The following is a 19,010-nucleotide window of genomic DNA, read 5'->3' as shown; positions in this document are numbered from 1 at the left end:
TCCAGTGTCCCGGACAGAGCACAGGTTCTGACAGATCGTTTCTGCCCGCACCTGGACGGGTTCTTCAGGCCTCCGACCACTTGTGACGTTCCGTGAGTACTCCCGGGTGTCGAGCGCCGGAGCGCGCCAGCGTACGACGGGGGCGCACTCACCCTTCCGGTGCAGGCGAACAGGGCATAACGCAATGAATACCAGCAATCTGGTTGCGGGTCCCGCGAACCGCATCCGGAGGTCATGTCCGTGCCCAAGCTGCGCAGCACCGCCGCCGTGTTCACCACGATGTCGGCGCTCGCCGCGACCTCGATCCTCACCGGCCATTCGGCCGCCGAGCCCTTCTCGACCACCCCCTGCGCCCTGCACCGCACCGAGGCCCACCATTCGGAGGGCGTGGACACCTGGAGCGCGGCCTACACCCGGCCGACCGGCACGCTCGACGCCGTGCTGGTCTTCCTCTCCTTCCCGGACGCGGCCCCGCGCACCACCCCGGCCGAACTGGCGGCCGACCACTTCCCCGCCACCAGCGCCTTCTACGAGCAGGCCTCCTACGGCAGGTTCACCTTGCGCCCGCACCCCCTGAAGCGCTGGCTGCGCATGCCGCGGCCGTCGGCCTCGTACGCCATGAGGCGGGACTGGAACGCCGAGGACCGGGCCGCCTATCTGCACGACGCCTTCGCCGTGGCGGACAGGGAGGTCGACTTCTCGCGCTACCAGGTCGTGTATCTCGTCGCCGATCCGGACGCACCCGGTGTCGACTCGGATGCCACCAAAGTGGTGAATCTCGACACGCCCTTGCACGTGGACGGCACCGATGTCCGCAGGGTCGTCACGGTGTTCGAACACCATCCGCCGGACCGTCTCGTCCTCGCCCATGAGACCGGACACGTCTTCGACCTGCCCGATCTCTACCACCGTCCGGTCGACGGCAAGGGCGACTGGGACACCCATGTCGGCGACTGGGACCTGATGGGCAGCCAGTTCGGGCTGGCGCCCGATCTGTTCGGCTGGCACAAGTGGAAGCTCGGCTGGCTGGATCCGCGCCAGGTGGTGTGCGTGCGGGGGACCACACCGACCCGCCTCACCCTGGAACCCCTCGCGGCCGGGCCCGGAGTCCCGGTGCCGGGTACGGGCGGCGCCCCCGCCTTCGGCCTCGGGCACGGCGCCAAGCTGGCCGTGGTGCGGACCGGCCCGGACAGCGCGCTCGCCTTCGAGGCGCGCGGCGCGGCGGGCACCGACCGCGCGTCCTGCCGCCAGGGGATCCTGGTCTACCGGGTGCGCGGCGGCGCCGCGTCCGGCGACGGCCCGGTCCAGGTCGTGGACGCCCACCCGCGCACCGAGGCCTGCTGGGAGAACTCGGTCTACCCGCCGCTCGCCGACGCACCGGTCGCCCTCGGGGAGAGCTTCACCGTGCCCGGGGAGGGCGTACGGGTGGAGGCGGAGGGCCGCACGGCATCCGGGGCATGGACAGTCAAGATCACTCCGGCCCCCACCGACTGACTCACCGGCCGGCACCCACGCCGCCGGCCGAGGGGGTCAGGACCGGCGAGCCGCCCGGAAACCCGGCGCCGCGCCACTCCCGGCGAACCCGGCTCCCCCTACCGCCGACGACCACGATGCCGGTCCGATGGGGGGTGCGGGGGGGCGAAGCCCCCGCAGCGCGCGGCGAAGCCGCGCAGAAACAGAGATGGCGACCCAGGTCCGCGTTCTCCGCGGACATGGATCGCCATCGTCATCGTGCGCCGCCAGGGACTCGAACCCCGGACCCGCTGATTAAGAGTCAGCTGCTCTAACCAACTGAGCTAGCGGCGCCTGCTGACGTCGTAGACCTTAGCATCCTGGTCGGCGGGAGGAAAAATCGAAATCCGTACGGCGGACCGGGCGGCCCGTACGGCCGCCCAGAGGATGACCTCGGGGCCGGGCAGCCAGGGGTGCCGGGTGTCGGGGGCGACCAGCCAGCGGGCGCCTGCGGGGGTGTCGCCGCCGGTCAGGGGCGGCACGGTCACCGCGTCACCCGTGCCGTGGCACAGCAGCGGCGGCACCTCCTGCGCCCGCTGGGACCCCCACTCCTCCCAGGCCAGCAGCGAGGGCAGCCGCTGGGCCGTGCCCGGGGCGACGAAGAGCAGCATCCGGCCGCGGAACACCGCGACCGGCCCCGATCCCGCCCCCTCGTCCCACAGCCGGTCCACCATCCGGCGGCCGAAGACCGCCGGGGCGCTCACCACGTCGAAGACGGTGCCGCAGGGCAGGACGACCGGGGCGTCCGGACGCTCCCGCCACAGGGCGAGGGTGCTCCGGGGATACGTTCCTGCCGACGCGAGCCAGGAGACGCCGTCGGAGCTGACACACGTGACGTTCTGGGCGCTGCTCATGACATCTACATGTACAGCGGGTGAGCGGGCCGTTCTCCAGGGTTGCGGAAAGACGGGACAGGAGCGACCGGGAAGGAGTATCTTGCCCGCCTGGCATATGCCCCCGGGCTGCTACAGCGGGTCGGCGGTCGTCCGTCCCTCGCCCTCTCCGCGCATCAGGTCCCGCCCGAACTCGACCATCCTCTTCGCGTAGTCCTCGGTCCACTCCGCCCGGTCGGCGATGTCCGCCGGGGTCAGCCGGTCGAAGCGGCGCGGGTCGGCGAGCTGGGCCGCCGCGACGGCCTGGAACTCCACGGCCCGGTCGGCGGCCGCGCGGAACGCCTGGGTCAGCTCCGTCGCCCGGGCCAGCAGCTCCCGCGGATCCTCGATCGACTCCAGGTCGAAGAAGTGCTCGGGATCCGAGGCCGCCTCCGCGGGCTCGAAGAGCAGGGGCGCGGGGCGTAGCCGCGGTTCGTTACGACGCGGCGTGGGCTCCGCCATGTCTTCACTCCTCCTCGTACGGTTCGCCGTCACCGCCTTCGGGTGGGCCACCGTCCATTGTCCCGCGCCCGCGCAAGGGGACGTACGACGAGGAGAGCGGGCCGGGGGGCTATGCCTGCACCAGCGGCTCCCGGGTGAACAAGGTCCCCAGCGAGGGCGCGTTCACCCGCCGGTCGGCGAGCCTGAGCCCCTCCCACACGGTGACCTGGTTGGCCGTGAGCACGGGCTTGGACAGCGCCTTCTCCAGCAGCCCCAGGTGGGCGGCGGTGTGCAGCGCGGTGTCCGGCAGCAGCACGGCCTCCGCGTCGGCACAGTCCGCGGCCCGCGCCAGCGTGAGCACCTCCTCCTCCCCCCAGGTGCCGACCTCCGCCGCCGTGACGATCCCGGAGGACCGTGTCCCGGTCACCTCCAGGCCGCCGGCCCGCAGGAAGTCCGCGAACAGACCGGCGACGTCCTCCGGATAGGTGGCGCCGACGGCGACCCGCCGTACGCCGATCTCCCGGGCCGCGTGCACGAAGGCGAAGGACGTCGACGAGGCCGGCATGCCCGCCAGCCGGGCCAGGGTGCGCACCTGGGCCTGGGCGCCCTCCCAGCCGTGGACGAAGCCGCCGCTGGTGCACGCCCAGACCGCCGTCTCGGCCCCGGCCAGCCGCAGCCCCTCCACACCCGCGGCGAGCCGCTCGGCGGACCCCATCTCCCGCAGCGCGTCCACCCGGTGCGCGTCCTCGCCGATGTCGGTGTGGATCAGGTCCACCCGGATGTCGCTGCCCAGGAGCTGCTCGATACGTGGATAGTCGTCCTCGGCGGAGTGGCCCGGGTAGAGGAATCCGAGTGCGGTCATGTCCAGCCTTCCTGCTGTTCTTCGGGCAGTACGGGCCATACCCGGGCGGCGTCGTCCAGCAGCGCCTGATAGGGCCCCACGGCCCGGGTACCCAGTCGGCGCAGCGCAGCCCACATCGTGACCTGGTTGGCCGAGATCACCGGCATGCGCAGCTCGGCCTCCAGTTGGGGGATCACGTCGTAGGTGGGCAGGTTGGTGCAGGAGAGGAAGAGGGCGTCGGCGGTGCCCGGGCGGGCGGCCCGGCGGGCCATGTCGACGACGTCCCGGTACGGCACCCGCCAGATGTGCCGGGTCAGCCCCATGTAGGCGCAGCCGGTGACCCGTGCGCCGGCCTGCGCCACGTAGTCCTCCAGCGCCCGGGTGACGGACACGGTGTACGGCGTGACCAGCGCGACCCGCCGGGCGCCCAGCTCCGCCAGCGCCTCCAGCAGCGCCCCCGAGGTGGTCAGCGCGGGCAGGGCGCCCGCCACGGACATCGCCGCGCACATCGCCCGCTCCCCGGCGATCCCGCCGACGAAGCTGCCGGAGGTGCAGGCGTAGGCGACGACCTCGGGGGAGACCGCGGTCAGCGCCCGGACCGCCTCGCCGAGGGTCTCGTGCTCGCTGACCAGCCGGGCCAGGTCCAGGCTCACCTCGACCGGCACGAACGGGGTCCGGGTCAGATGCAGCGAGACGTCGTCGGGCACCCAGCGCCACAGCTCCCGGTCCAGGGCGAAGTCGAAGGGGGCCACCACACCGACACCACGCTGGGGGCGGGGGCCGCCGAGAAAGGAGACGTCCATGGCTGACACCGGCCTCACGCTGAGAGACGAGTGGGCAACGGATCGTGGGTACGCCCGTGTTGACGAAGGTAGGTTCGGGTGCGAGCGTGGTCAATCCGTGCATGTCAGACGCCGGGAGCCGCCCCGCATGACGCCGACACCCCCCACCCTTCTGGTCCTGGACGCCGATCCGCCGCCCCGGCTCGGCCGCCTCACCGGCCGCGCCCGGATCGTCCATACGGACGCGGGACGGCTGGCCGAGCGGCTGCCCGGCGCGGACGTGCTGCTGGTGTGGGACTTCACCTCGCACGCGGTGCGCGAGGCGTGGCCCGGCGATGGGCCCCGGCCGCGCTGGGTGCACACGGCGAGCGCGGGCGTGGACCATCTGATGTGCCCGGAGCTGGCCGCGTCGGACACGGTGGTGACCAACGCGCGCGGGATCTTCGACCAGCCGATCGCCGAGTACGTCGCGGCCCTCGTGCTGGCGGCCGCCAAGGACCTGCCGCGCACCCTGGAGTACCAGCGGGAGCGGACCTGGCGGCACCGGGAGACCCGGCGGGTGGCGGGCACGCGCGCGTGCGTGGTGGGCTCCGGTCCGATCGGCCGGGCGATCGCCCGCACGCTGAAGGCGCTGGGCGTGACGACGGCCCTGGTCGGCCGGGTGTCGCGGACCGGCGTGCACGGGCCGGACGACCTGGACCGGCTGATCTCCCGCGCGGACTGGGTGATCGCGGCGGCGCCGCTGACCGACCGGACGTACCGCATGTTCGACACCCACCGGTTCGGCGTGATGCAGCCCTCGGCGTTCTTCGTGAACGTCGGCCGGGGCGGTCTGGTCGACGAGGAGGCCCTCGCCCGGGCGCTGACCCGGCGCTGGATCGCGGGCGCGGCCCTGGACGTGTTCGCCGCCGAACCCCTGCCCGACGACAGCCCGTTGTGGGAGCTGCCGGGGCTGGTCGTCTCCCCGCACATGAGCGGGGACACGGTCGGCTGGCGGGACGAACTGGGCGTGCAGTTCGTGGAGTTGTACGAGCGGTGGGCGGCGGGCAGATCTCTGCCGAACGTGGTCGACAAGACGCGTGGTTACGTGCCCGGTCACTGAACCCCCCTGGAGGGTGCATGCAGCTCACCGACCTGACCGCCGTCCGGCTCCTCGACGGTTACCGCAAGGGTGAGTTCAGTCCGGTGGAGGCGACCGAACAGGCGCTGGAGCGGGCGCGGCGGAGCCGGCCGGAGGTGAACGCGTTCGTGCGGCTCACCGAGGAGGACGCGCTCGCCCGGGCCCGGGAGTCGGAGGCGCGCTGGCGGCGCGGTGAGCCGGCCGGGGCGGTGGACGGGGTGCCGGTGACGGTCAAGGACATCCTGCTGATGCGGGGCCACCCCACCCTGCGCGGCTCCGCCACCGTCTCCGAGCAGGGTGCCTGGGACGAGGACGCGCCTGCGGTGGCCCGGCTGCGGGAGCACGGAGCGGTGTTCATCGGCAAGACGACCACGCCGGAGTACGGCTGGAAGGGCGTCACGGACTCCCCGCTGACCGGGATCACCCGCAACCCGCACGACCCGGCGCGCACCGCGGGCGGCTCCAGCGGCGGCAGCGCGGCGGCCGTGGCGCTCGGCGCGGGCCCGCTGTCGCTGGGCACGGACGGGGGCGGCAGCATCCGCATTCCGGCCGCGTTCTGCGGGATCTTCGGGCTGAAGCCGACGTACGGCCGGGTGCCGCTGTATCCGGCGAGCGCGTTCGGGACGCTGTCGCACACGGGTCCGATGACCCGGGACGCGGCGGACGCGGCGCTGCTGCTGGACGTGATCGGCGCCCCCGACCCGCGCGACTGGTCGGCGCTGCCGGCCGCGCCGGGCTCCTTCAGAGAGGCGCTGCGGGGAGGCGTGCGGGGGCTGCGGGTGGCCTACTCGCCGTCGCTGGGCGGTCAGGTGGCGGTCCGGCCGGCGGTCGCCTCGGCGGTGCGGCGGGCGGTGGCCCGCCTCGCGGACCTCGGGGCGTACGTCGAGGAGGCCGACCCCGACTTCAGCGATCCGGTGGACGCCTTCCACACCCTGTGGTTCAGCGGCGCGGCCCGGCTGACCCAGAGCTTCTCACCGCGCCGCCGGCAGCTGCTGGATCCGGGGCTGCGGGAGATCTGCGCGCGGGGTGCCCGGATGAGCGCGCTGGAGTATCTGGCCGCGGTGGACGTCCGGATGAACCTCGGGCGGCGGATGGGACGCTTCCACGAGCGGTACGACCTGCTGGTGACGCCCACGCTGCCGGTGACGGCGTTCGAGGCGGGGGTGGAGGTGCCGAGGGGGTCGGTGTTCCGGCGCTGGACGGGGTGGACACCGTTCACGTACCCGTTCAACCTGACCCAGCAGCCCGCGGCGACGGTGCCGGTCGGGGCCGACGGGGACGGTCTGCCGGTGGGCCTGCAGCTCGTCGCGGCCCGGCACCGGGACGACCTGGTGCTGCGGGCCGCGCACGCGCTGTACGAGGCCGAGGTGGCCGCGACACCGCCGGTCCCCACCACGGTGGCTTAGCGCCGTCACGGCGGCAGACGGAGACCGGCGGTCCGGCGACCCGCGCCCGGCGAAGTGGCCTACGCCCGCCGGAAGGACAGCGTCTCCTGCGCCGCCCCGGTCCGCCACAGGTCGTTGCAGGCCTCGGCCATCCGGTCGAGGCCGTCGACGATCTCGCCCCAGACGATGCCGGGCACCCAGCCGACGTCGCCGTTGAGGAGCAGGTTGTTGCGCTCGTAGAACAGGGCCAGGTCCACCACCGTGGCGCCGGGGCGGACCTCGCGGTCGTAGCCGTAGGCCCGCGTGCCCAGTTCGGTTCCGGCGAAGGAGAAGTAACAGAGGTCGCCGGGAATCGGAGTGACCGTCGGGTTCTCCAGTGGGGGTTCCGTGGAGGCGAACGGCGGGAAGAGGGCGTAGATCTCGTTGCGCGCGTACTTGGCGTGGTAGACGTCGCCGGTGAGCGGCAGTGCCTCCCACACTGCCGCGCAGGTCAGGGGCGCGCGGTCGTCCAGCAGTCGTGCCGTGCAGTGCACGTCCCGCTTGTCGAGCGAGACGGTGACGAATCGATCGGCCATGGAACCAGGGTGCATAGCCCAGGTGCGCTTGGGTAGCCGCGCCGCCATGGCTCCACCACTTGGGAACGACGTACACACAACACGGCCGGAACACAGACACACCCGGCGCTCGGTGCTCGCGGGCCTCGCCTCGCTCGGCGCGCTGGGCGCGGCGGGCTGTACGCGGGTGGCGTCGGCGTCCGGGAAGGACGGCGGCGATCTGCTGGAGAGGCTGCGCGCGCAGGGCGTGGTACGGCTCGGGATCGCCGGTGAGATTCCCTTCGGGTACATCGACAGGGACGGGAATCTGACCGGTGAGGCGCCCGAACTGGCGAAGGTGATCTTCAAGCGGCTCGGGGTGGACCGGGTGCAGCCGGTGCCGACGGAGTTCGGCTCGCTGATCCCGGGGCTCAACTCACAGCAGTTCGACGTCGTGGCCGCCGGGATGTACGTCAACCCCGAGCGCTGCGAGCAGGTGATCTTCGCCGATCCGGACTACCAGATGCTGGATTCCTTCATCGTCCGCAAGGGCAACCCGAAGGGGCTGCACTCCTATCGGGACGTCGTGGCGAAGAAGGCGAAGTTCGCCACCGGCACCGGCTACGCGGAGATCCAGTACGCGGTCGAGGCCGGGTACGAGGAGAGCGACATCCTGATCGTCCCCGACCAGGTCGCCGGGCTGAACGCCGTCGAGGCGGGCCGCGTCGACGTCTTCGCCGGTACCGCGCTGACCACCCGTGAGGTGGTCAAGAAGTCGTCCAAGGCGGAGGCCACCAAGCCCTTCACCCCGCTGGTCAAGGGCGAACCGCACACCGACGGCGGGGCGTTCGCGTTCCGGGCGACCGAGACGCGGCTGCGGGACGCCTTCAACGGTGAGCTGCGCAAGCTGAAGAAGAGCGGGGAGCTGCTCCGCATCCTGCGGCCCTTCGGGTTCACCGAGGCCGAGATGACGGACCTGACCGCGAAGGAGCTGTGCGGCGGATGACCTCGGGGCTCTGGGAACTCGTACTCAAGGGCATATGGACCACGGTCCAGTTGCTCGTGTTCAGCGCGCTGCTGACCACGGCGGTGTCGTTCGTCGTCGGCGTGGCGCGCACCCACCGGCTGTGGATCGTGCGTTTCGTCGCCGGTTTCTACACCGAGGTGTTCCGCGGCACCTCCGCGCTGGTGATGATCTTCTGGGTGTTCTTCGTGCTGCCCGTCGCGTTCGGCTGGCAGCTGGTGCCGATGTGGGCGGGCACGCTGGCGCTCGGCCTGACGTACGGCGCGTACGGCTCGGAGATCGTGCGCGGCGCGCTGAACGCGGTCGAGCCGGCGCAGAAGGAGGGCGGGATCGCGCTCAGCTTCACGCCCTGGCAGCGGCTGCGGCTGGTGGTGCTGCCGCAGGCGGTGCCGGAGATGATCCCCTCCTTCTGCAACCTGCTGATCGAGCTGCTCAAGGGCACCGCGCTGGTGTCGGTCATGGGCATGGGCGATCTGACCTTCAGCGCCAATCTGGTGCGGCTCGCGCTGCAGCAGAGCGCGGAGATCTACACGTACGTGCTGCTGATCTACTTCGCGATCGCCTTCGTGCTGACCCGGCTGATGCGCTCCCTGGAGAAGCGGCTGAAGGCCGGGGTCGGCAAGGACGCCGGGACGGAGTCGGCGGCGCGTGAGCTGAAGCGGGCGCAGACGACCGGAGTGGGGGGACGGGTCGCATGAAGTGGGACTGGAACGCCGTGAGCGACTTCATGCCGGACTTCTGGAAGGGACTGCTGGTCACCCTGCAGGCCCTGGCCCTGGGGTCGCTGCTGTCCTTCTCCCTCGGTCTGGTGTGGGCGCTGCTGATGCGGACGCCGACGCGGTGGGTGCGCTGGCCGGTCGGGGTGGTCACCGAGTTCGTGCGCAACACCCCGCTGCTGGTCCAGCTGTTCTTCCTGTTCTACGTGCTGCCCGAGTGGGGCCTGACCTTCTCGGCACTGGCCACCGGTGTGTTCGCGATCGGCCTGCACTACTCGACGTACACGATGCAGGTCTACCGGGCGGGTATCGAGGCGGTGCCGGCCGGCCAGTGGGAGGCGGCCACGGCGCTGAACCTGCCCCGGGCGCGGACCTGGACCGCGGTGATCCTGCCGCAGGCGATCCGCAGGGTGGTGCCCGCGCTGGGCAACTACGTGATCTCCATGCTGAAGGACACGCCCCTGCTGATGGTGATCACCGTGCTGGAGATGCTCGGGCACGCCCGGCTCTTCTCCCAGGAGCACTTCCAGTTCACCGAACCCCTGACCGTGATCGGGGTGGCCTTCATCCTCATCTCCTATCTGGCCTCCCTTCTGATGCGAGCCCTGGAGCGACGCCTTGTCCGCTGACACCCCCTTGACGAAAGAACCCGACGCGAGCACCGGCACGGCCGTGGCCGGCGGTGAGCTGATCCGCCTGGAGGGGGTCACCAAGCGCTTCGGGACCAACACCGTGCTCGACGACCTGAACTTCTCCGTCGAGCCCGGCAAGCACGTGACCCTGATCGGCCCCTCGGGCTCCGGCAAGACCACGATCCTCAGACTCCTGATGACCCTCACCAAGCCGGACGAGGGCACGATCACCGTCGACGGGCAGCCGCTGTTCCCGGCGCCGGAGAAGCAGGTCCGGGAGGTCCGCAAGAAGATCGGGATGGTGTTCCAGCAGTTCAACCTGTTCCCGAACATGTCGGTGCTGCGGAACCTCACCGAGGCCCCGGTCCGGGTGCTGGGCCTGTCGAAGGACGAGGCCGAGGCGCGGGCCCGGGAGCTGCTGGACCTGGTGGGCCTGGCCGACAAGTGCGACGCGAAGCCGACCCGGCTCTCCGGCGGTCAGCAGCAGCGGGTGGCGATCGCCCGGGCGCTGGCGATGCGGCCGCAGGTGCTGCTGCTGGACGAGGTGACCTCCGCGCTCGACCCGGAGCTGGTCGCGGGCGTGCTGGACCTGCTCAGGGACATCGCGCGCAGCACCGACATCACGATGCTGTGCGTGACCCACGAGATGGGTTTCGCCCGGGACATCTCCGACCAGGTGCTGATGTTCGACGCGGGCCGGGTCATCGAGGCCGGGGCGCCGGAGAAGATCTTCGGTGATCCGGAGCAGGAGCGCACCCGGGAATTCATCAGCGCGGTGCTGTGAGCCGGGCGGGGGCCGGGGGAAGTGCCGAGGCCCGGTCACTGGGGCATGACCCTGGCATATGCCGGAGGATCTCCGTCGCAGTTGGGAGCACGGGCGCACGGGCCGGAATCTCGCCAACCCCCTCTCCCCGGCAGCCCTTTGACGGCTATCGTGGAGACGATCCGCCGACCCGGATCGCGGCCGAGGGGGACCGACATGAGGATCGAGCCGACCGCCCCGTACCACTCCGCCCAGGACGCGCTGCGCGTGCTGGAGAGCGTGGCCCGGCACTCCGCCGGCGTCACCGACACCGAGCTGGCCCGCCGCACGGGCCTCGGCCCCGAGCGGCTCACCGCCCTGCTGCGGATGCTGCGCCGCGAGGGCTATGTCGAGCAGATCACCGGCGGGGCGTACGTCACCGGCGACACCCTGCGCCGGCTCACCTCGGCGCACGACCGGGAGCGGGCCCTGGGCGAGAAGATCCAGCACACCCTGGACCGGCTGCGCGACTCGGTCGGCGCGGCCGTCTACATGAGCCGGTACGTCGACGGTGAGGTCCGGGTCACCCAGTACGCCGCAGGGCCGGCCACCCCGGCGGTCAACGAGTGGGTGGACTTCCGCTGCTCCGCCCACGCCACGGCCGTCGGCAAGAGCCTGCTCACCCAGCTGGACCACAACGCCCACCGCGACCACCTCTCCCGGCACAAGATGGCCCGGCTGACCTCGCGCACCATCACCAGCGACAAGCTGCTGCTGTCCCGACTGGAGTCGCAGCCGCCGACGGTGCCGGTGCTCGACCTCCAGGAGTACGCGGTCGGCACGGTCTGCGCGGCCGTACCGATCACCGCGGGCTCCTCGGTCGGCTGCCTCGCCCTGTCCCTGCCGGTGGAACACGCGCACCGGCTGAAGCAGGCCGCGGACACCCTGAACCGCAACGCGGCACCGGTCCTGCTGTCCCTGACGATCTAGGGACGGCCGGCACCGCGGGGGCGCTCCCGGGGTGGTCATGAGCACCCCTCGGGAGCAGGTAGTATTTTCTTCGTCGCCAGCCGCGGGGAAGAAAATACGCGGTCGGCGGGAGTCATGCGCCGCTAGCTCAGTTGGTTAGAGCAGCTGACTCTTAATCAGCGGGTCCGGGGTTCGAGTCCCTGGCGGCGCACGAGATCGAGGGGTCTCTCGCGAGAGCGAGGGGCCCCTCGACGTCTTCCGCGGTCAGTCTCCGGTACGACTCCTCCCCCGGCGGCCGCCACCACACCGGATCCGCGCACACGAAGCCCTCCCGCCGCAGCCGCGCCCGGTGGATCTTGTTCGTCGCCGTCACCGGCATCCGCTCCACCACCCGCACGAACCGGGGCGCCATCTTCGTCCCGAGGTCCGGCTGGGCCCGCAGGAACGCCGCGAAACCGGCCGGGTCGAAGCTCCCGGCGACGGTCGCCATGACCTGGTCGCCGGTGACCGGATCCGGCACCCCGTACACGGCGACGGCGTCCGCGCCCCGGTAGCGGGCGACGATGTTCTCGATCACGGCGGCGGCCAGGTTCTCCCCGTCGACGCGGATCCGGTCGTCCGTGCGGCCCGCGAAGTACAGGTAGCCCTCGGCGTCCCGGTAGAAGAGATCACCCGTCCAGTACGCCCCCGCCCGGCGCCGTTCCGCCTCGGCGGCCGGATTGCGCCAGTAGCCCTCGAAGGGGTTCGGGGCGCGGTTGACCAGCTCGCCTATCGCCTCGTCCCCGTTCAGCAGCCGCCCGGAGCCGTCGAAGCGGGCCGGCGGGCACTCCCGGCCGGTGTCCGGGTCCAGCACCACCAGGCCGGGCCCGGCCGGACCCACCGCGCCCGCCGGGGTCCCGGGCGCCCACTGGATCGCCGCCCCGCCCTCGGAGGAGCCGTACCCCTCCACCAGCCGCACCCCGAAGCGCCGCTCGAAGGCGGCCGCGTCCACCGCGCCCGCCTCCGTCCCGAAGCCGAGCCGCAGCGGATTGTCCCGGTCGTCGGGCCTCGGCTCGGTGGCCAGGACGTACTGGACGGCCCGGCCGACGTAGGTGAAGTAGGTCGCTCCGTAGCGGCGCACGTCGGGCAGGAAGCCGGAGGCGGAGAAGCGCCGGCGCAGCGCCACCCCGGCCCCGGCGGCCAGTGCGGGAGCCCAGTCCGCGATCACCGCGTTGCCGTGGAACATCGGCATGCAGACGTAGTGCACGTCGTCCGCGCCCACCCCGAACTGCCCCACCAGGGCCCGCCCGGCCGCGGCCAGCCGGCCCTGGGAGCAGAGCGCGGCCTTGGGGGCGCCGGTGGAGCCGGAGGTGAAGTACAGCAGCAGCCGGTCGGCCGGGGCCGCCCGGGACGGGTCGGGCACGGCACCGGAGTAAGGCGCGAGGAGGCCGGCGTACTCCGGGGTGTCCGTGACGAGCAGCCGCACTCCCCCGCGCCCTGCTCCGCCCGTGCGGGGCGGCCCCTCCGTCAGGCCGAGCCCGGCCAGCAGCGGCAGGTGGGCCCGCTCGGTGACCAGCAGCGGGCACTCGGTGTGCCGGATGTCCCGGGCCAGCTCGGGGCCCCGCCGGGTGGGGTTGACGCCGGCGACGGCCGCCCCGGCCAGGGCCGCGGCGCCGAGCCAGAGCGGGAACTCCTCGGTGTTGTCGAGGAGCACCCCGATGTGCGGTACGGCGCCGGGCGGGAGCAGGTCGGCCAGCAGCGCGGCCCGGGCGGCGGCGCCCACGGCCGCTTCGTGGTGGGTCAGGACCCGGTCCTCGCACCACAGCCCGGGCCGGTGGTCCCCCCACCGCGCCGCGACCAGCTCGGCGACCGTACCCGTCGTGGACCTCATGGCGGGGCAGATTAACTGACGATGCGTCAGAAGTGGAGGGTCACGGCATGACGCCGCCGGGCTCCGAGAACATCATGTGCGCCACGAGCATGAAGACCAGGCAGAAGACGGTGATCACGCCGAGGAAGGCCAGCAGGCAGCCGGACTCGGCGACGAGCCGGCCGCGGGACCGCGGGAGCGCGGTGGCCAGGTAGGGCTGCTCCGGGAGGTACCGCACGGTGACGAAGTCACCCTCCAGTACGGTGCCGGCACCGCCCTCCTCCTCGAACCGGATCGTGCGGCCCTCACGGGTGGTGTACTCGTAGACGTGGTGCAGGGTCGTGTGCACGGACGTGTTGCCGCCGCCCCCGCTGGTCGTGGCGTACGTCCGCAGGCAGCGCGCCTCGGCCGTCAGCCCGTGGTCCCACGTCCTGCTGATCCGCCGCGCCCGCTGCACCATCCGGTACGCGGCGTAGCCCACCCCGGCGATGATGAGGGTGGGCGCGAGGTAGAAGAGCGATTCGAACATGAGGTTCCCCCGAGGTCGGTGCGCCGCTCCGGAAGACCGGCGTGGCGGGAACCTATCCGGCGGAACGCGCGCCGGCCCTCAAGGGAACCTCAGTTTCCGTGCTGTGACGGGACGCGGGTCAGAAGGTGACGTCCGAACAGGCGTAGAACGCGTTGCCCGTGTCGGCGATCGTCCACACCGCGAGGATGACGTGGCGCCCGCTCAGGCCCGACGGCAGGGTGCCGCTGTGGCTGAGCGTGGCCGGCGGGCGCTGGCCGTTGTACGGCACCGTCAGGAACGGGGTGAGGTTGAGGTCCGAGCGGGAGAGGTTGTGGTTCTGGTTCCAGCCCGGCTTGGTGACGTAGTACTTGAAGTCCGTCGTGGCGTGCATGGCGGTGAACTGCCAGCGGAAGGTGTACGACTGGCCGCCCGTCACCCGGGTGGTGGGCCAGGCCGCGCCGGACGGCGTGCTCGGCGAGCTGAGCTGGGCGAACTGGCTCAGCCCGCCGTTGCAGATCTGGCCGTCGGCGGGGCCGGCGGCCGGGAAGCCCTTCGGGCCCTCGACGCTCTGCGGCTCCCACTGGATCGAGCCGCAGTTCGTCACGGTGCCGTTCTGGCAGAGCTTCTGCCTGCTGATGGGGAGGTCGGTGTAGCCGTGACCGCTGGCGCCGCCGCTGGAGAGCGCGAAGGCTCCGGCGGTCACCGCGCCCAGCACGACCGCGGACAACTTGGTCTTGGTGCGCATGCTGCCGCTCCTGGAGAACGTGGGGAGTTCGGTGAGCCGTGCAGGTAGGTCTAGACCAAGTCTCAGATTATTGGTGCGAGTTAAACATGTCCATACCAATCGCGAGCGCGCTGCGGCCGCCCGTCAGACCGGCTCCGAGCGACCCGAGCAGAACGCCACCGTCAGGTCCCGGACCAGCACCTTGCGCTCGTAGTCGTCCAGTTCGACCAGACCGCGCATGGTCAGCCGGGTCACCGTGTCCTCCACCGAGTCCACCACCGAGGTGAGCATGCTGGCCCGCTGCCGGGCGTCCAGCGCGGCGATCCGGCGCCGGTGCATCGCGGCGGCCACCTCGGGGGCGTAGTCCACCCGGACCGGCTGCACCGAGAACACCTCCAGGCCGACCGGCGCCGCCTCCGTGGCCACCAGCCGGGTCAGCGCGTCCCCGGCCGCGGTCGTCCCGCCCCGCGTCCCGCCGGCCGGCTCCACCGGCACCCGGGCCAGCGCCGCCTCCACGCACTCGCGCAGATACGTCTCGTGGTCCTCGACACCGAGCAGGGCCCGGGCGCTGTCCCGCACCCGCCACACCACCAGCACGGCCACCCGCAGCGCCATCCCGTCGGGATCCGTCGCCGGCATCGCCTCGCTCCGCCAGTGCCGCAGCCGCACGTCCACCCGGCGGCGGCGCACCAGCGGGTTCACCCACAGCAGCCCGGTGCGCCGGACCGTCCCGCGGTACCGCCCGAACAGGCCGAGCACCCAGGCCCGCCCGGTCCGCCCCCGGGCCAGCCCGCCGAAGCCGAACGCGCCGAGCGTCCCGGCCCCGGCGTACGCGGCCCACTGCGCGGGACCGAGGCCGCAGCCCACGGACACCGGCAGGCGCAGCGCCTGAGCGGCGAGCGGCGGCAGCAGCCCCGCCCACCAGGTGGTGGCCAGGCAGCCGGTGAGCCCGCAGGCGCCGGCGAGCAGCCCGGCCGCCCCCGGCAGCACCCGCGCGGGGCGCTCCACCAGCTCCGGGTCGACCTCCGGCAGCGGCCGTCTGCGCACGGGCGCCGGCCGGCGCAGCCGGGGCTGCTCGCCGGTGCCCTGCCTGCGGGCCACCACCGCCGGTCTGAGCGGCACCTTCACCGGGTCGGGGTCGTCCCGGAACAGCAGGTGGACGGGGATCTCGGTGGTCACCTCGTTGTGGATCAGGCGCGCCGGCCGGGTACCGGGCCCGGCACCGGCGCCGTCCGACTGCCCCTCGGATTCGGATGGCGTGTGGGATGTGGTCGTACTCATGCGTGCTCCAGCCTCCGCGCCAGACGCGTCATGAACGGGGGTGGGGGATGTGCGGGAACGGGCCGGGGCCGGACGGCCGGCCCCGGCCCGGGCTCAGGCGAACAGCCGGCGCCAGGTTTCCGGACCCGGGTAGCCGTCCGCCGCGCCGCCCCGCCAGCCCTGGGTGCGCTGGAACGCCTCGACGGCCCGCCGGTCCGCCTCGCCCCAGTGCGGGCCCGGGCCGAGGGTGTAGAACCGGCCGAACCCCTTCTTCACCAGCTGGGCGCCGAGCCGGGTGACGTGGTCGTTCTTCGCGCCCGGCCGGAAGTACTGCCGGCCGGGATAGCCGGGCACCGCGTGCGGCGCGGGCCGGGGACCGATGTCCTTGCCCTTGCCCGTGACCAGCAGATCCCAGGTGTGCCGGCCCGGCAGCCCGTCGGCGTCGGACCCCTTCCAGCCCTGGGCCCGCTGGAACGCCTGGGTGGCGCGCCGGTCCGGCTCGCCCCAGACCGGCCCCGGGCCCTTGGCGTAGTACGCGCCCCCGCCCCGGGCGACGAGCATCTCGCCGAGCCGGGTGACGTACTTGTTGTCGGCGCCGGGCCCGAAGTAGGCCGCGCCCGGGAAGGGCGTCGCCGCCTTCGCGCCGGCCGCCGCCTGGGCGCCGGCCGCGCTCTGGGGCAGGCCCTTGTAGCGGTAGGGGACGTATTTGCTGGTGTTGCTCCAGTAGGGATACGGGGTGGTCTGGCGGCGGGTCCGCGGGGGTGTCTGCTCGTAGACCGTGTAGTAGTCGTGGGTGTGGTCCGTCCAGCCGCCGAAGATCACGACGTGCGAGCCCTTCTCGGGGTTGTCCGGATTGTGGTAGAGCAGGATGTCGCCGGGCTGCAATTCCTCCTTGGTGATCTTCACTCCGAACTGGTCGAGACTGCCCGTCCATTCGTTGTTCGGCAGGCCCCACGCCATGGAGACGTAGCCGGAGCAGTCCTGGCGGTAGCCGTCGGACCAGAAGGCGGTCATGCTGTACGGCACCTTGGCGGCCACCCACACCTTGGCCCGGTTGATGATGTCGGTCCGGGTGGTGGCGGGGATGGGGACGGCGGGGGTCTCGATCGGCTTCCCCGCCGGGCCGTGCAGCGGGGCCTTCTTGCCCTGCGGGGTGTCGGTCTCGCCGTCGCCGGGCACGGCCTGGCGGTGCGGGGAGTGGCCGGGGGTGAGGGCGGCGGCCGGGGATACCGTGCCGAGGGCGGCGGAGGCGGCGGCCACGACCACCACCCCGCGGGCCGCGGGATGACCACGGCCGGGCAGCGGGCGGGGAGCCCGCCGCCGGCCGTGGACACAACCGGGACAGTCGCAATCGCTCGCGGGGTCGACTTCCTCGAACACCGGAGTGGTCATGCGATCTGCCTCACATTCGGGGGTGAATTGTCCGCGAGTGTGCACGTTGATCAGTTTCCCAACCGCTTTCGGAACGCGCATTTTGACGGTCCGAACGATGTACACGGCCCCCGGGCGACGGACGGGTCATCTGGGGGTGGTCGGAAGCACCCCGGAAGGTCAGGTAGAGTTTTCTCTGTCAGCAGGCGCCGCTAGCTCAGTTGGTTAGAGCAGCTGACTCTTAATCAGCGGGTCCGGGGTTCGAGTCCCTGGCGGCGCACCGACGGAGAAGCCCCTCGCGGAAGCGGGGGGCTTTTCGTCTGCCCTCTCCCCGAATGGCCGGATACCCTCTGGCCATGGCAGCCCGGGACCTTCAGGAGCGGATCAAGAAGCTGATCGTGGACCAGCGGCTGCCCTCGGGCGCCCCGCTGCCCACCGAGCCCGAGCTGATGAGGCTGCTCGGAGCGAGCCGGAACTCGGTGCGCGAGGCCCTGAAGGCGCTCCAGGCGATGGGGATCGTCGAGATCCGGCACGGCTTCGGGACGTACGTCGGCCCGATGTCGTTCGCGCCGATGATCGAGGGCCTGGCCTTCCGGACCGTCGCCGGCCACTACCGCGGCGAGGACTCGCTGCTCCAGCTGCTGGAGCTGCGCGAGGCCGTCGAGACCGGGCTGGTGTCACGGCTCGCCGGGCGGCTGCCGGAGGCGGACCTCGTGGAGCTGGAGGCACTCGTCCAGCGCATGGAGCGGGAGGCCGCCGAGGGGACCGGGCTCGCCGAGACCGACCGCGCCTTTCACGCCACCCTCTACCGGGGACTGGACAACGTGCTGCTCGGCGAGGTGCTGGAGGCGTTCTGGGACGCCTTCCACCGGGTCCAGCAGGACCTGGTGGACGTGCCGCAGGACCCGCGGGTCACCTGCCGCCAGCACCGGGAGATCCTGGACGCCGTCCGGTCCGGCGACTCCCCGCGGGCGGAGCGGGCCATACGGGACCACTTCGGCAACGTGCGCACCCGCCTGTCCCGGATGGCCGTGTCCCACCACTGAACCGCCCGACGGTCAGCCGGCCGTCCCGGTGAGGTACGACGAGACGACCACGTTCGCCGTGTAGCTGCGGGTGGCGCGGTCGAAGGTGCCGCCGCAGGTGATCAGGCGGAGTTCGGCCCGGCCGGCCTTCCGGGGGCCGTACGCCTGCCGGGCGTCGAAACCCTCCCGGGGCAGGACGCGGACGTCGTCGACGGTGAACTCCGCGACCCGTCCGTCCGCGCGGAAGACCTTCACCGTCTGGCCCGGCTTGAGGGTGCTGAGCTGGTAGAACACGGCCGGCCGGGTCTCGGTGTCGACATGCCCCACCAGTACGGCCGCCCCGGCGGCGCCCGGCTTGGGACCGCCGCCGTACCAGCCGACCACCCCGGGCTGGTCGTAGGGCGGCGGGTCGACCGCGCCCTGGGCGTCCAGACCGCGGGTCACCACCGGGGCCTGGACGCCCAGGACCGGGATGTCGACGCGCTGGGGCACCGCGTCGCCCAGGGGGCGGGCCGCCCGCGGCAGGCCGGCGGGCAGGCCGGCGGCGAAGACGTCACCCGTGGCGGGGCCGGCCGTGCTCCCCTCGACGTCGGTCACCCCGCGTCCCCACAGCCACAGCGCGAACAGCAGCAGCGTCCAGGCCAGGCCGGTGACGAGGCGCCCGGTGCCGGTGGTGCGCCCCTGGTCGTCGTCGGACATGAGCG

General features: G+C 72.5%; 19 protein-coding genes, 3 tRNA genes and 1 pseudogene. 11 read left to right on the top strand and 12 right to left on the bottom strand.

Going from position 1 to position 19,010, the window contains the following annotated elements; all coding sequences use genetic code 11:
* Window positions 1-234: 234 nt before the first annotated feature.
* The gene (locus FHS34_RS00945; RefSeq protein WP_184958487.1) at window positions 235-1,494 is read left to right on the top strand and encodes a M6 family metalloprotease domain-containing protein; all 1,260 of its coding nucleotides are present in this window, start codon (window positions 235-237) and stop codon (window positions 1,492-1,494) included.
* A gap of 238 nt (window positions 1,495-1,732) precedes the next feature.
* On the opposite strand, the gene FHS34_RS00940 is transcribed toward FHS34_RS00945, so the two are convergent.
* The 5 genes from FHS34_RS00940 to FHS34_RS00920 all read right to left on the bottom strand — a co-directional run bounded on the left by FHS34_RS00940 (window position 1,733) and on the right by FHS34_RS00920 (window position 4,469).
* A tRNA-Lys gene (locus FHS34_RS00940) sits at window positions 1,733-1,806 on the bottom strand.
* Window positions 1,797-2,447, bottom strand: a complete 651-nt coding sequence (locus FHS34_RS00935; protein ID WP_184961257.1) for a bifunctional DNA primase/polymerase — start codon at window positions 2,445-2,447, stop codon at window positions 1,797-1,799. The genes FHS34_RS00940 and FHS34_RS00935 overlap by 10 nt, the downstream gene beginning before the upstream one ends.
* A 30-nt stretch (window positions 2,448-2,477) precedes the next feature.
* Window positions 2,478-2,846, bottom strand: a complete 369-nt coding sequence (locus FHS34_RS00930) for a DUF8844 domain-containing protein (RefSeq protein WP_184958485.1) — start codon at window positions 2,844-2,846, stop codon at window positions 2,478-2,480.
* 109 nt (window positions 2,847-2,955) lie between these two features.
* Entirely contained in the window at window positions 2,956-3,687 is a 732-nt protein-coding gene (locus FHS34_RS00925) for a maleate cis-trans isomerase family protein (RefSeq protein WP_184958483.1), read from the bottom strand.
* Window positions 3,684-4,469: a maleate cis-trans isomerase family protein gene (locus FHS34_RS00920; protein WP_184961255.1), complete on the bottom strand. Its 786-nt coding sequence runs from the start codon at window positions 4,467-4,469 to the stop codon at window positions 3,684-3,686. Before FHS34_RS00920 ends, FHS34_RS00925 begins: the two co-directional genes overlap by 4 nt.
* Before the next feature lie 127 nt (window positions 4,470-4,596).
* Between FHS34_RS00920 and FHS34_RS00915 the strand changes: the two genes are divergently transcribed.
* Both FHS34_RS00915 and FHS34_RS00910 read left to right on the top strand, forming a co-directional pair.
* On the top strand, window positions 4,597-5,550 hold the full coding sequence (locus tag FHS34_RS00915) for a D-2-hydroxyacid dehydrogenase (protein ID WP_184958481.1): 954 nt from the start codon (window positions 4,597-4,599) through the stop codon (window positions 5,548-5,550).
* A 17-nt stretch (window positions 5,551-5,567) separates the two neighbouring features.
* Window positions 5,568-6,974: an amidase gene (locus tag FHS34_RS00910; protein WP_184958479.1), complete on the top strand. Its 1,407-nt coding sequence runs from the start codon at window positions 5,568-5,570 to the stop codon at window positions 6,972-6,974.
* 59 nt (window positions 6,975-7,033) lie between these two features.
* On the opposite strand, the gene FHS34_RS00905 is transcribed toward FHS34_RS00910, so the two are convergent.
* Window positions 7,034-7,528, bottom strand: coding sequence for a DUF3830 family protein (locus tag FHS34_RS00905; RefSeq protein WP_184958477.1), 495 nt, complete (start codon window positions 7,526-7,528; stop codon window positions 7,034-7,036).
* Window positions 7,529-7,574: 46 nt separating this feature from the next.
* Here FHS34_RS00905 and ehuB point away from each other — a divergent pair, with 46 nt between their 5' ends.
* The 6 genes from ehuB to FHS34_RS00875 all read left to right on the top strand — a co-directional run bounded on the left by ehuB (window position 7,575) and on the right by FHS34_RS00875 (window position 11,780).
* The gene (gene ehuB / locus FHS34_RS00900; protein ID WP_184958475.1) at window positions 7,575-8,492 is read left to right on the top strand and encodes an ectoine/hydroxyectoine ABC transporter substrate-binding protein EhuB; all 918 of its coding nucleotides are present in this window, start codon (window positions 7,575-7,577) and stop codon (window positions 8,490-8,492) included.
* Window positions 8,489-9,208 (top strand): ectoine/hydroxyectoine ABC transporter permease subunit EhuC, encoded by a 720-nt coding sequence (gene ehuC / locus FHS34_RS00895; protein ID WP_184958473.1) that lies wholly within the window; start codon window positions 8,489-8,491, stop codon window positions 9,206-9,208. The genes ehuB and ehuC overlap by 4 nt, the downstream gene beginning before the upstream one ends.
* A complete protein-coding gene (gene ehuD / locus FHS34_RS00890) occupies window positions 9,205-9,855 on the top strand; it encodes an ectoine/hydroxyectoine ABC transporter permease subunit EhuD (protein ID WP_073900418.1) in 651 nt (216 codons plus the stop codon). The genes ehuC and ehuD overlap by 4 nt, the downstream gene beginning before the upstream one ends.
* Window positions 9,845-10,642: an ectoine/hydroxyectoine ABC transporter ATP-binding protein EhuA gene (gene ehuA / locus FHS34_RS00885; RefSeq protein WP_184958471.1), complete on the top strand. Its 798-nt coding sequence runs from the start codon at window positions 9,845-9,847 to the stop codon at window positions 10,640-10,642. Before ehuD ends, ehuA begins: the two co-directional genes overlap by 11 nt.
* A 195-nt stretch (window positions 10,643-10,837) precedes the next feature.
* Window positions 10,838-11,590 (top strand): IclR family transcriptional regulator, encoded by a 753-nt coding sequence (locus FHS34_RS00880; protein WP_184958469.1) that lies wholly within the window; start codon window positions 10,838-10,840, stop codon window positions 11,588-11,590.
* 116 nt (window positions 11,591-11,706) lie between these two features.
* Window positions 11,707-11,780: transfer RNA gene (locus tag FHS34_RS00875), tRNA-Lys, on the top strand.
* Here FHS34_RS00875 and FHS34_RS00870 read toward each other — a convergent pair.
* The 5 genes and pseudogenes from FHS34_RS00870 to FHS34_RS00850 all read right to left on the bottom strand — a co-directional run bounded on the left by FHS34_RS00870 (window position 11,746) and on the right by FHS34_RS00850 (window position 17,302).
* Window positions 11,746-13,439: pseudogene (locus FHS34_RS00870) on the bottom strand (AMP-binding protein). The gene FHS34_RS00875 and the pseudogene FHS34_RS00870 overlap by 35 nt on opposite strands.
* A gap of 40 nt (window positions 13,440-13,479) precedes the next feature.
* The gene (locus FHS34_RS00865; RefSeq protein ID WP_184958467.1) at window positions 13,480-13,947 is read right to left on the bottom strand and encodes a DUF3592 domain-containing protein; all 468 of its coding nucleotides are present in this window, start codon (window positions 13,945-13,947) and stop codon (window positions 13,480-13,482) included.
* A gap of 118 nt (window positions 13,948-14,065) precedes the next feature.
* Window positions 14,066-14,671 (bottom strand): lytic polysaccharide monooxygenase auxiliary activity family 9 protein, encoded by a 606-nt coding sequence (locus FHS34_RS00860; RefSeq protein ID WP_184958465.1) that lies wholly within the window; start codon window positions 14,669-14,671, stop codon window positions 14,066-14,068.
* Window positions 14,672-14,794: 123 nt separating this feature from the next.
* Window positions 14,795-15,931: an SPFH domain-containing protein gene (locus tag FHS34_RS00855; RefSeq protein ID WP_184958463.1), complete on the bottom strand. Its 1,137-nt coding sequence runs from the start codon at window positions 15,929-15,931 to the stop codon at window positions 14,795-14,797.
* Window positions 15,932-16,024: 93 nt separating this feature from the next.
* Window positions 16,025-17,302 (bottom strand): peptidoglycan-binding protein, encoded by a 1,278-nt coding sequence (locus tag FHS34_RS00850; protein WP_184958461.1) that lies wholly within the window; start codon window positions 17,300-17,302, stop codon window positions 16,025-16,027.
* A gap of 185 nt (window positions 17,303-17,487) precedes the next feature.
* Here FHS34_RS00850 and FHS34_RS00845 point away from each other — a divergent pair.
* A tRNA-Lys gene (locus tag FHS34_RS00845) sits at window positions 17,488-17,561 on the top strand.
* A gap of 76 nt (window positions 17,562-17,637) precedes the next feature.
* Complete coding sequence (locus tag FHS34_RS00840) at window positions 17,638-18,327, top strand: FadR/GntR family transcriptional regulator (protein WP_184958459.1); 690 nt, start codon at window positions 17,638-17,640, stop codon at window positions 18,325-18,327.
* A 12-nt stretch (window positions 18,328-18,339) separates the two neighbouring features.
* On the opposite strand, the gene FHS34_RS00835 is transcribed toward FHS34_RS00840, so the two are convergent.
* Window positions 18,340-19,005 carry a class F sortase gene (locus FHS34_RS00835; RefSeq protein ID WP_184958456.1) on the bottom strand — a complete coding sequence of 222 codons (666 nt, stop codon included), beginning with the start codon at window positions 19,003-19,005 and terminating at the stop codon, window positions 18,340-18,342.
* Between the last annotated feature and the right edge of the window lie 5 nt (window positions 19,006-19,010).

The organism is Streptomyces echinatus, assembly GCF_014203595.1.
In the GTDB taxonomy this organism is placed as follows: domain Bacteria; phylum Actinomycetota; class Actinomycetes; order Streptomycetales; family Streptomycetaceae; genus Streptomyces; species Streptomyces echinatus.
This window is presented reverse-complemented; position numbering and strand designations above follow the sequence as displayed.

Coding starts and splice junctions, on each gene's coding strand:
- FHS34_RS00945 (WP_184958487.1), top strand. CDS start 235: ATGTCCGTGCCCAAGCTGCGCAGCACCGCCGCCGTGTTCACCACGATG.
- FHS34_RS00930 (WP_184958485.1), bottom strand. CDS start 2,846: ATGGCGGAGCCCACGCCGCGTCGTAACGAACCGCGGCTACGCCCCGCG.
- FHS34_RS00925 (WP_184958483.1), bottom strand. CDS start 3,687: ATGACCGCACTCGGATTCCTCTACCCGGGCCACTCCGCCGAGGACGAC.
- FHS34_RS00920 (WP_184961255.1), bottom strand. CDS start 4,469: ATGGACGTCTCCTTTCTCGGCGGCCCCCGCCCCCAGCGTGGTGTCGGT.
- FHS34_RS00915 (WP_184958481.1), top strand. CDS start 4,597: ATGACGCCGACACCCCCCACCCTTCTGGTCCTGGACGCCGATCCGCCG.
- FHS34_RS00910 (WP_184958479.1), top strand. CDS start 5,568: ATGCAGCTCACCGACCTGACCGCCGTCCGGCTCCTCGACGGTTACCGC.
- FHS34_RS00905 (WP_184958477.1), bottom strand. CDS start 7,528: ATGGCCGATCGATTCGTCACCGTCTCGCTCGACAAGCGGGACGTGCAC.
- ehuB (WP_184958475.1), top strand. CDS start 7,575: ATGGCTCCACCACTTGGGAACGACGTACACACAACACGGCCGGAACAC.
- ehuC (WP_184958473.1), top strand. CDS start 8,489: ATGACCTCGGGGCTCTGGGAACTCGTACTCAAGGGCATATGGACCACG.
- ehuD (WP_073900418.1), top strand. CDS start 9,205: ATGAAGTGGGACTGGAACGCCGTGAGCGACTTCATGCCGGACTTCTGG.
- FHS34_RS00880 (WP_184958469.1), top strand. CDS start 10,838: ATGAGGATCGAGCCGACCGCCCCGTACCACTCCGCCCAGGACGCGCTG.
- FHS34_RS00865 (WP_184958467.1), bottom strand. CDS start 13,947: ATGTTCGAATCGCTCTTCTACCTCGCGCCCACCCTCATCATCGCCGGG.
- FHS34_RS00860 (WP_184958465.1), bottom strand. CDS start 14,671: ATGCGCACCAAGACCAAGTTGTCCGCGGTCGTGCTGGGCGCGGTGACC.
- FHS34_RS00855 (WP_184958463.1), bottom strand. CDS start 15,931: ATGAGTACGACCACATCCCACACGCCATCCGAATCCGAGGGGCAGTCG.
- FHS34_RS00850 (WP_184958461.1), bottom strand. CDS start 17,302: ATGACCACTCCGGTGTTCGAGGAAGTCGACCCCGCGAGCGATTGCGAC.
- FHS34_RS00840 (WP_184958459.1), top strand. CDS start 17,638: ATGGCAGCCCGGGACCTTCAGGAGCGGATCAAGAAGCTGATCGTGGAC.
- FHS34_RS00835 (WP_184958456.1), bottom strand. CDS start 19,005: ATGTCCGACGACGACCAGGGGCGCACCACCGGCACCGGGCGCCTCGTC.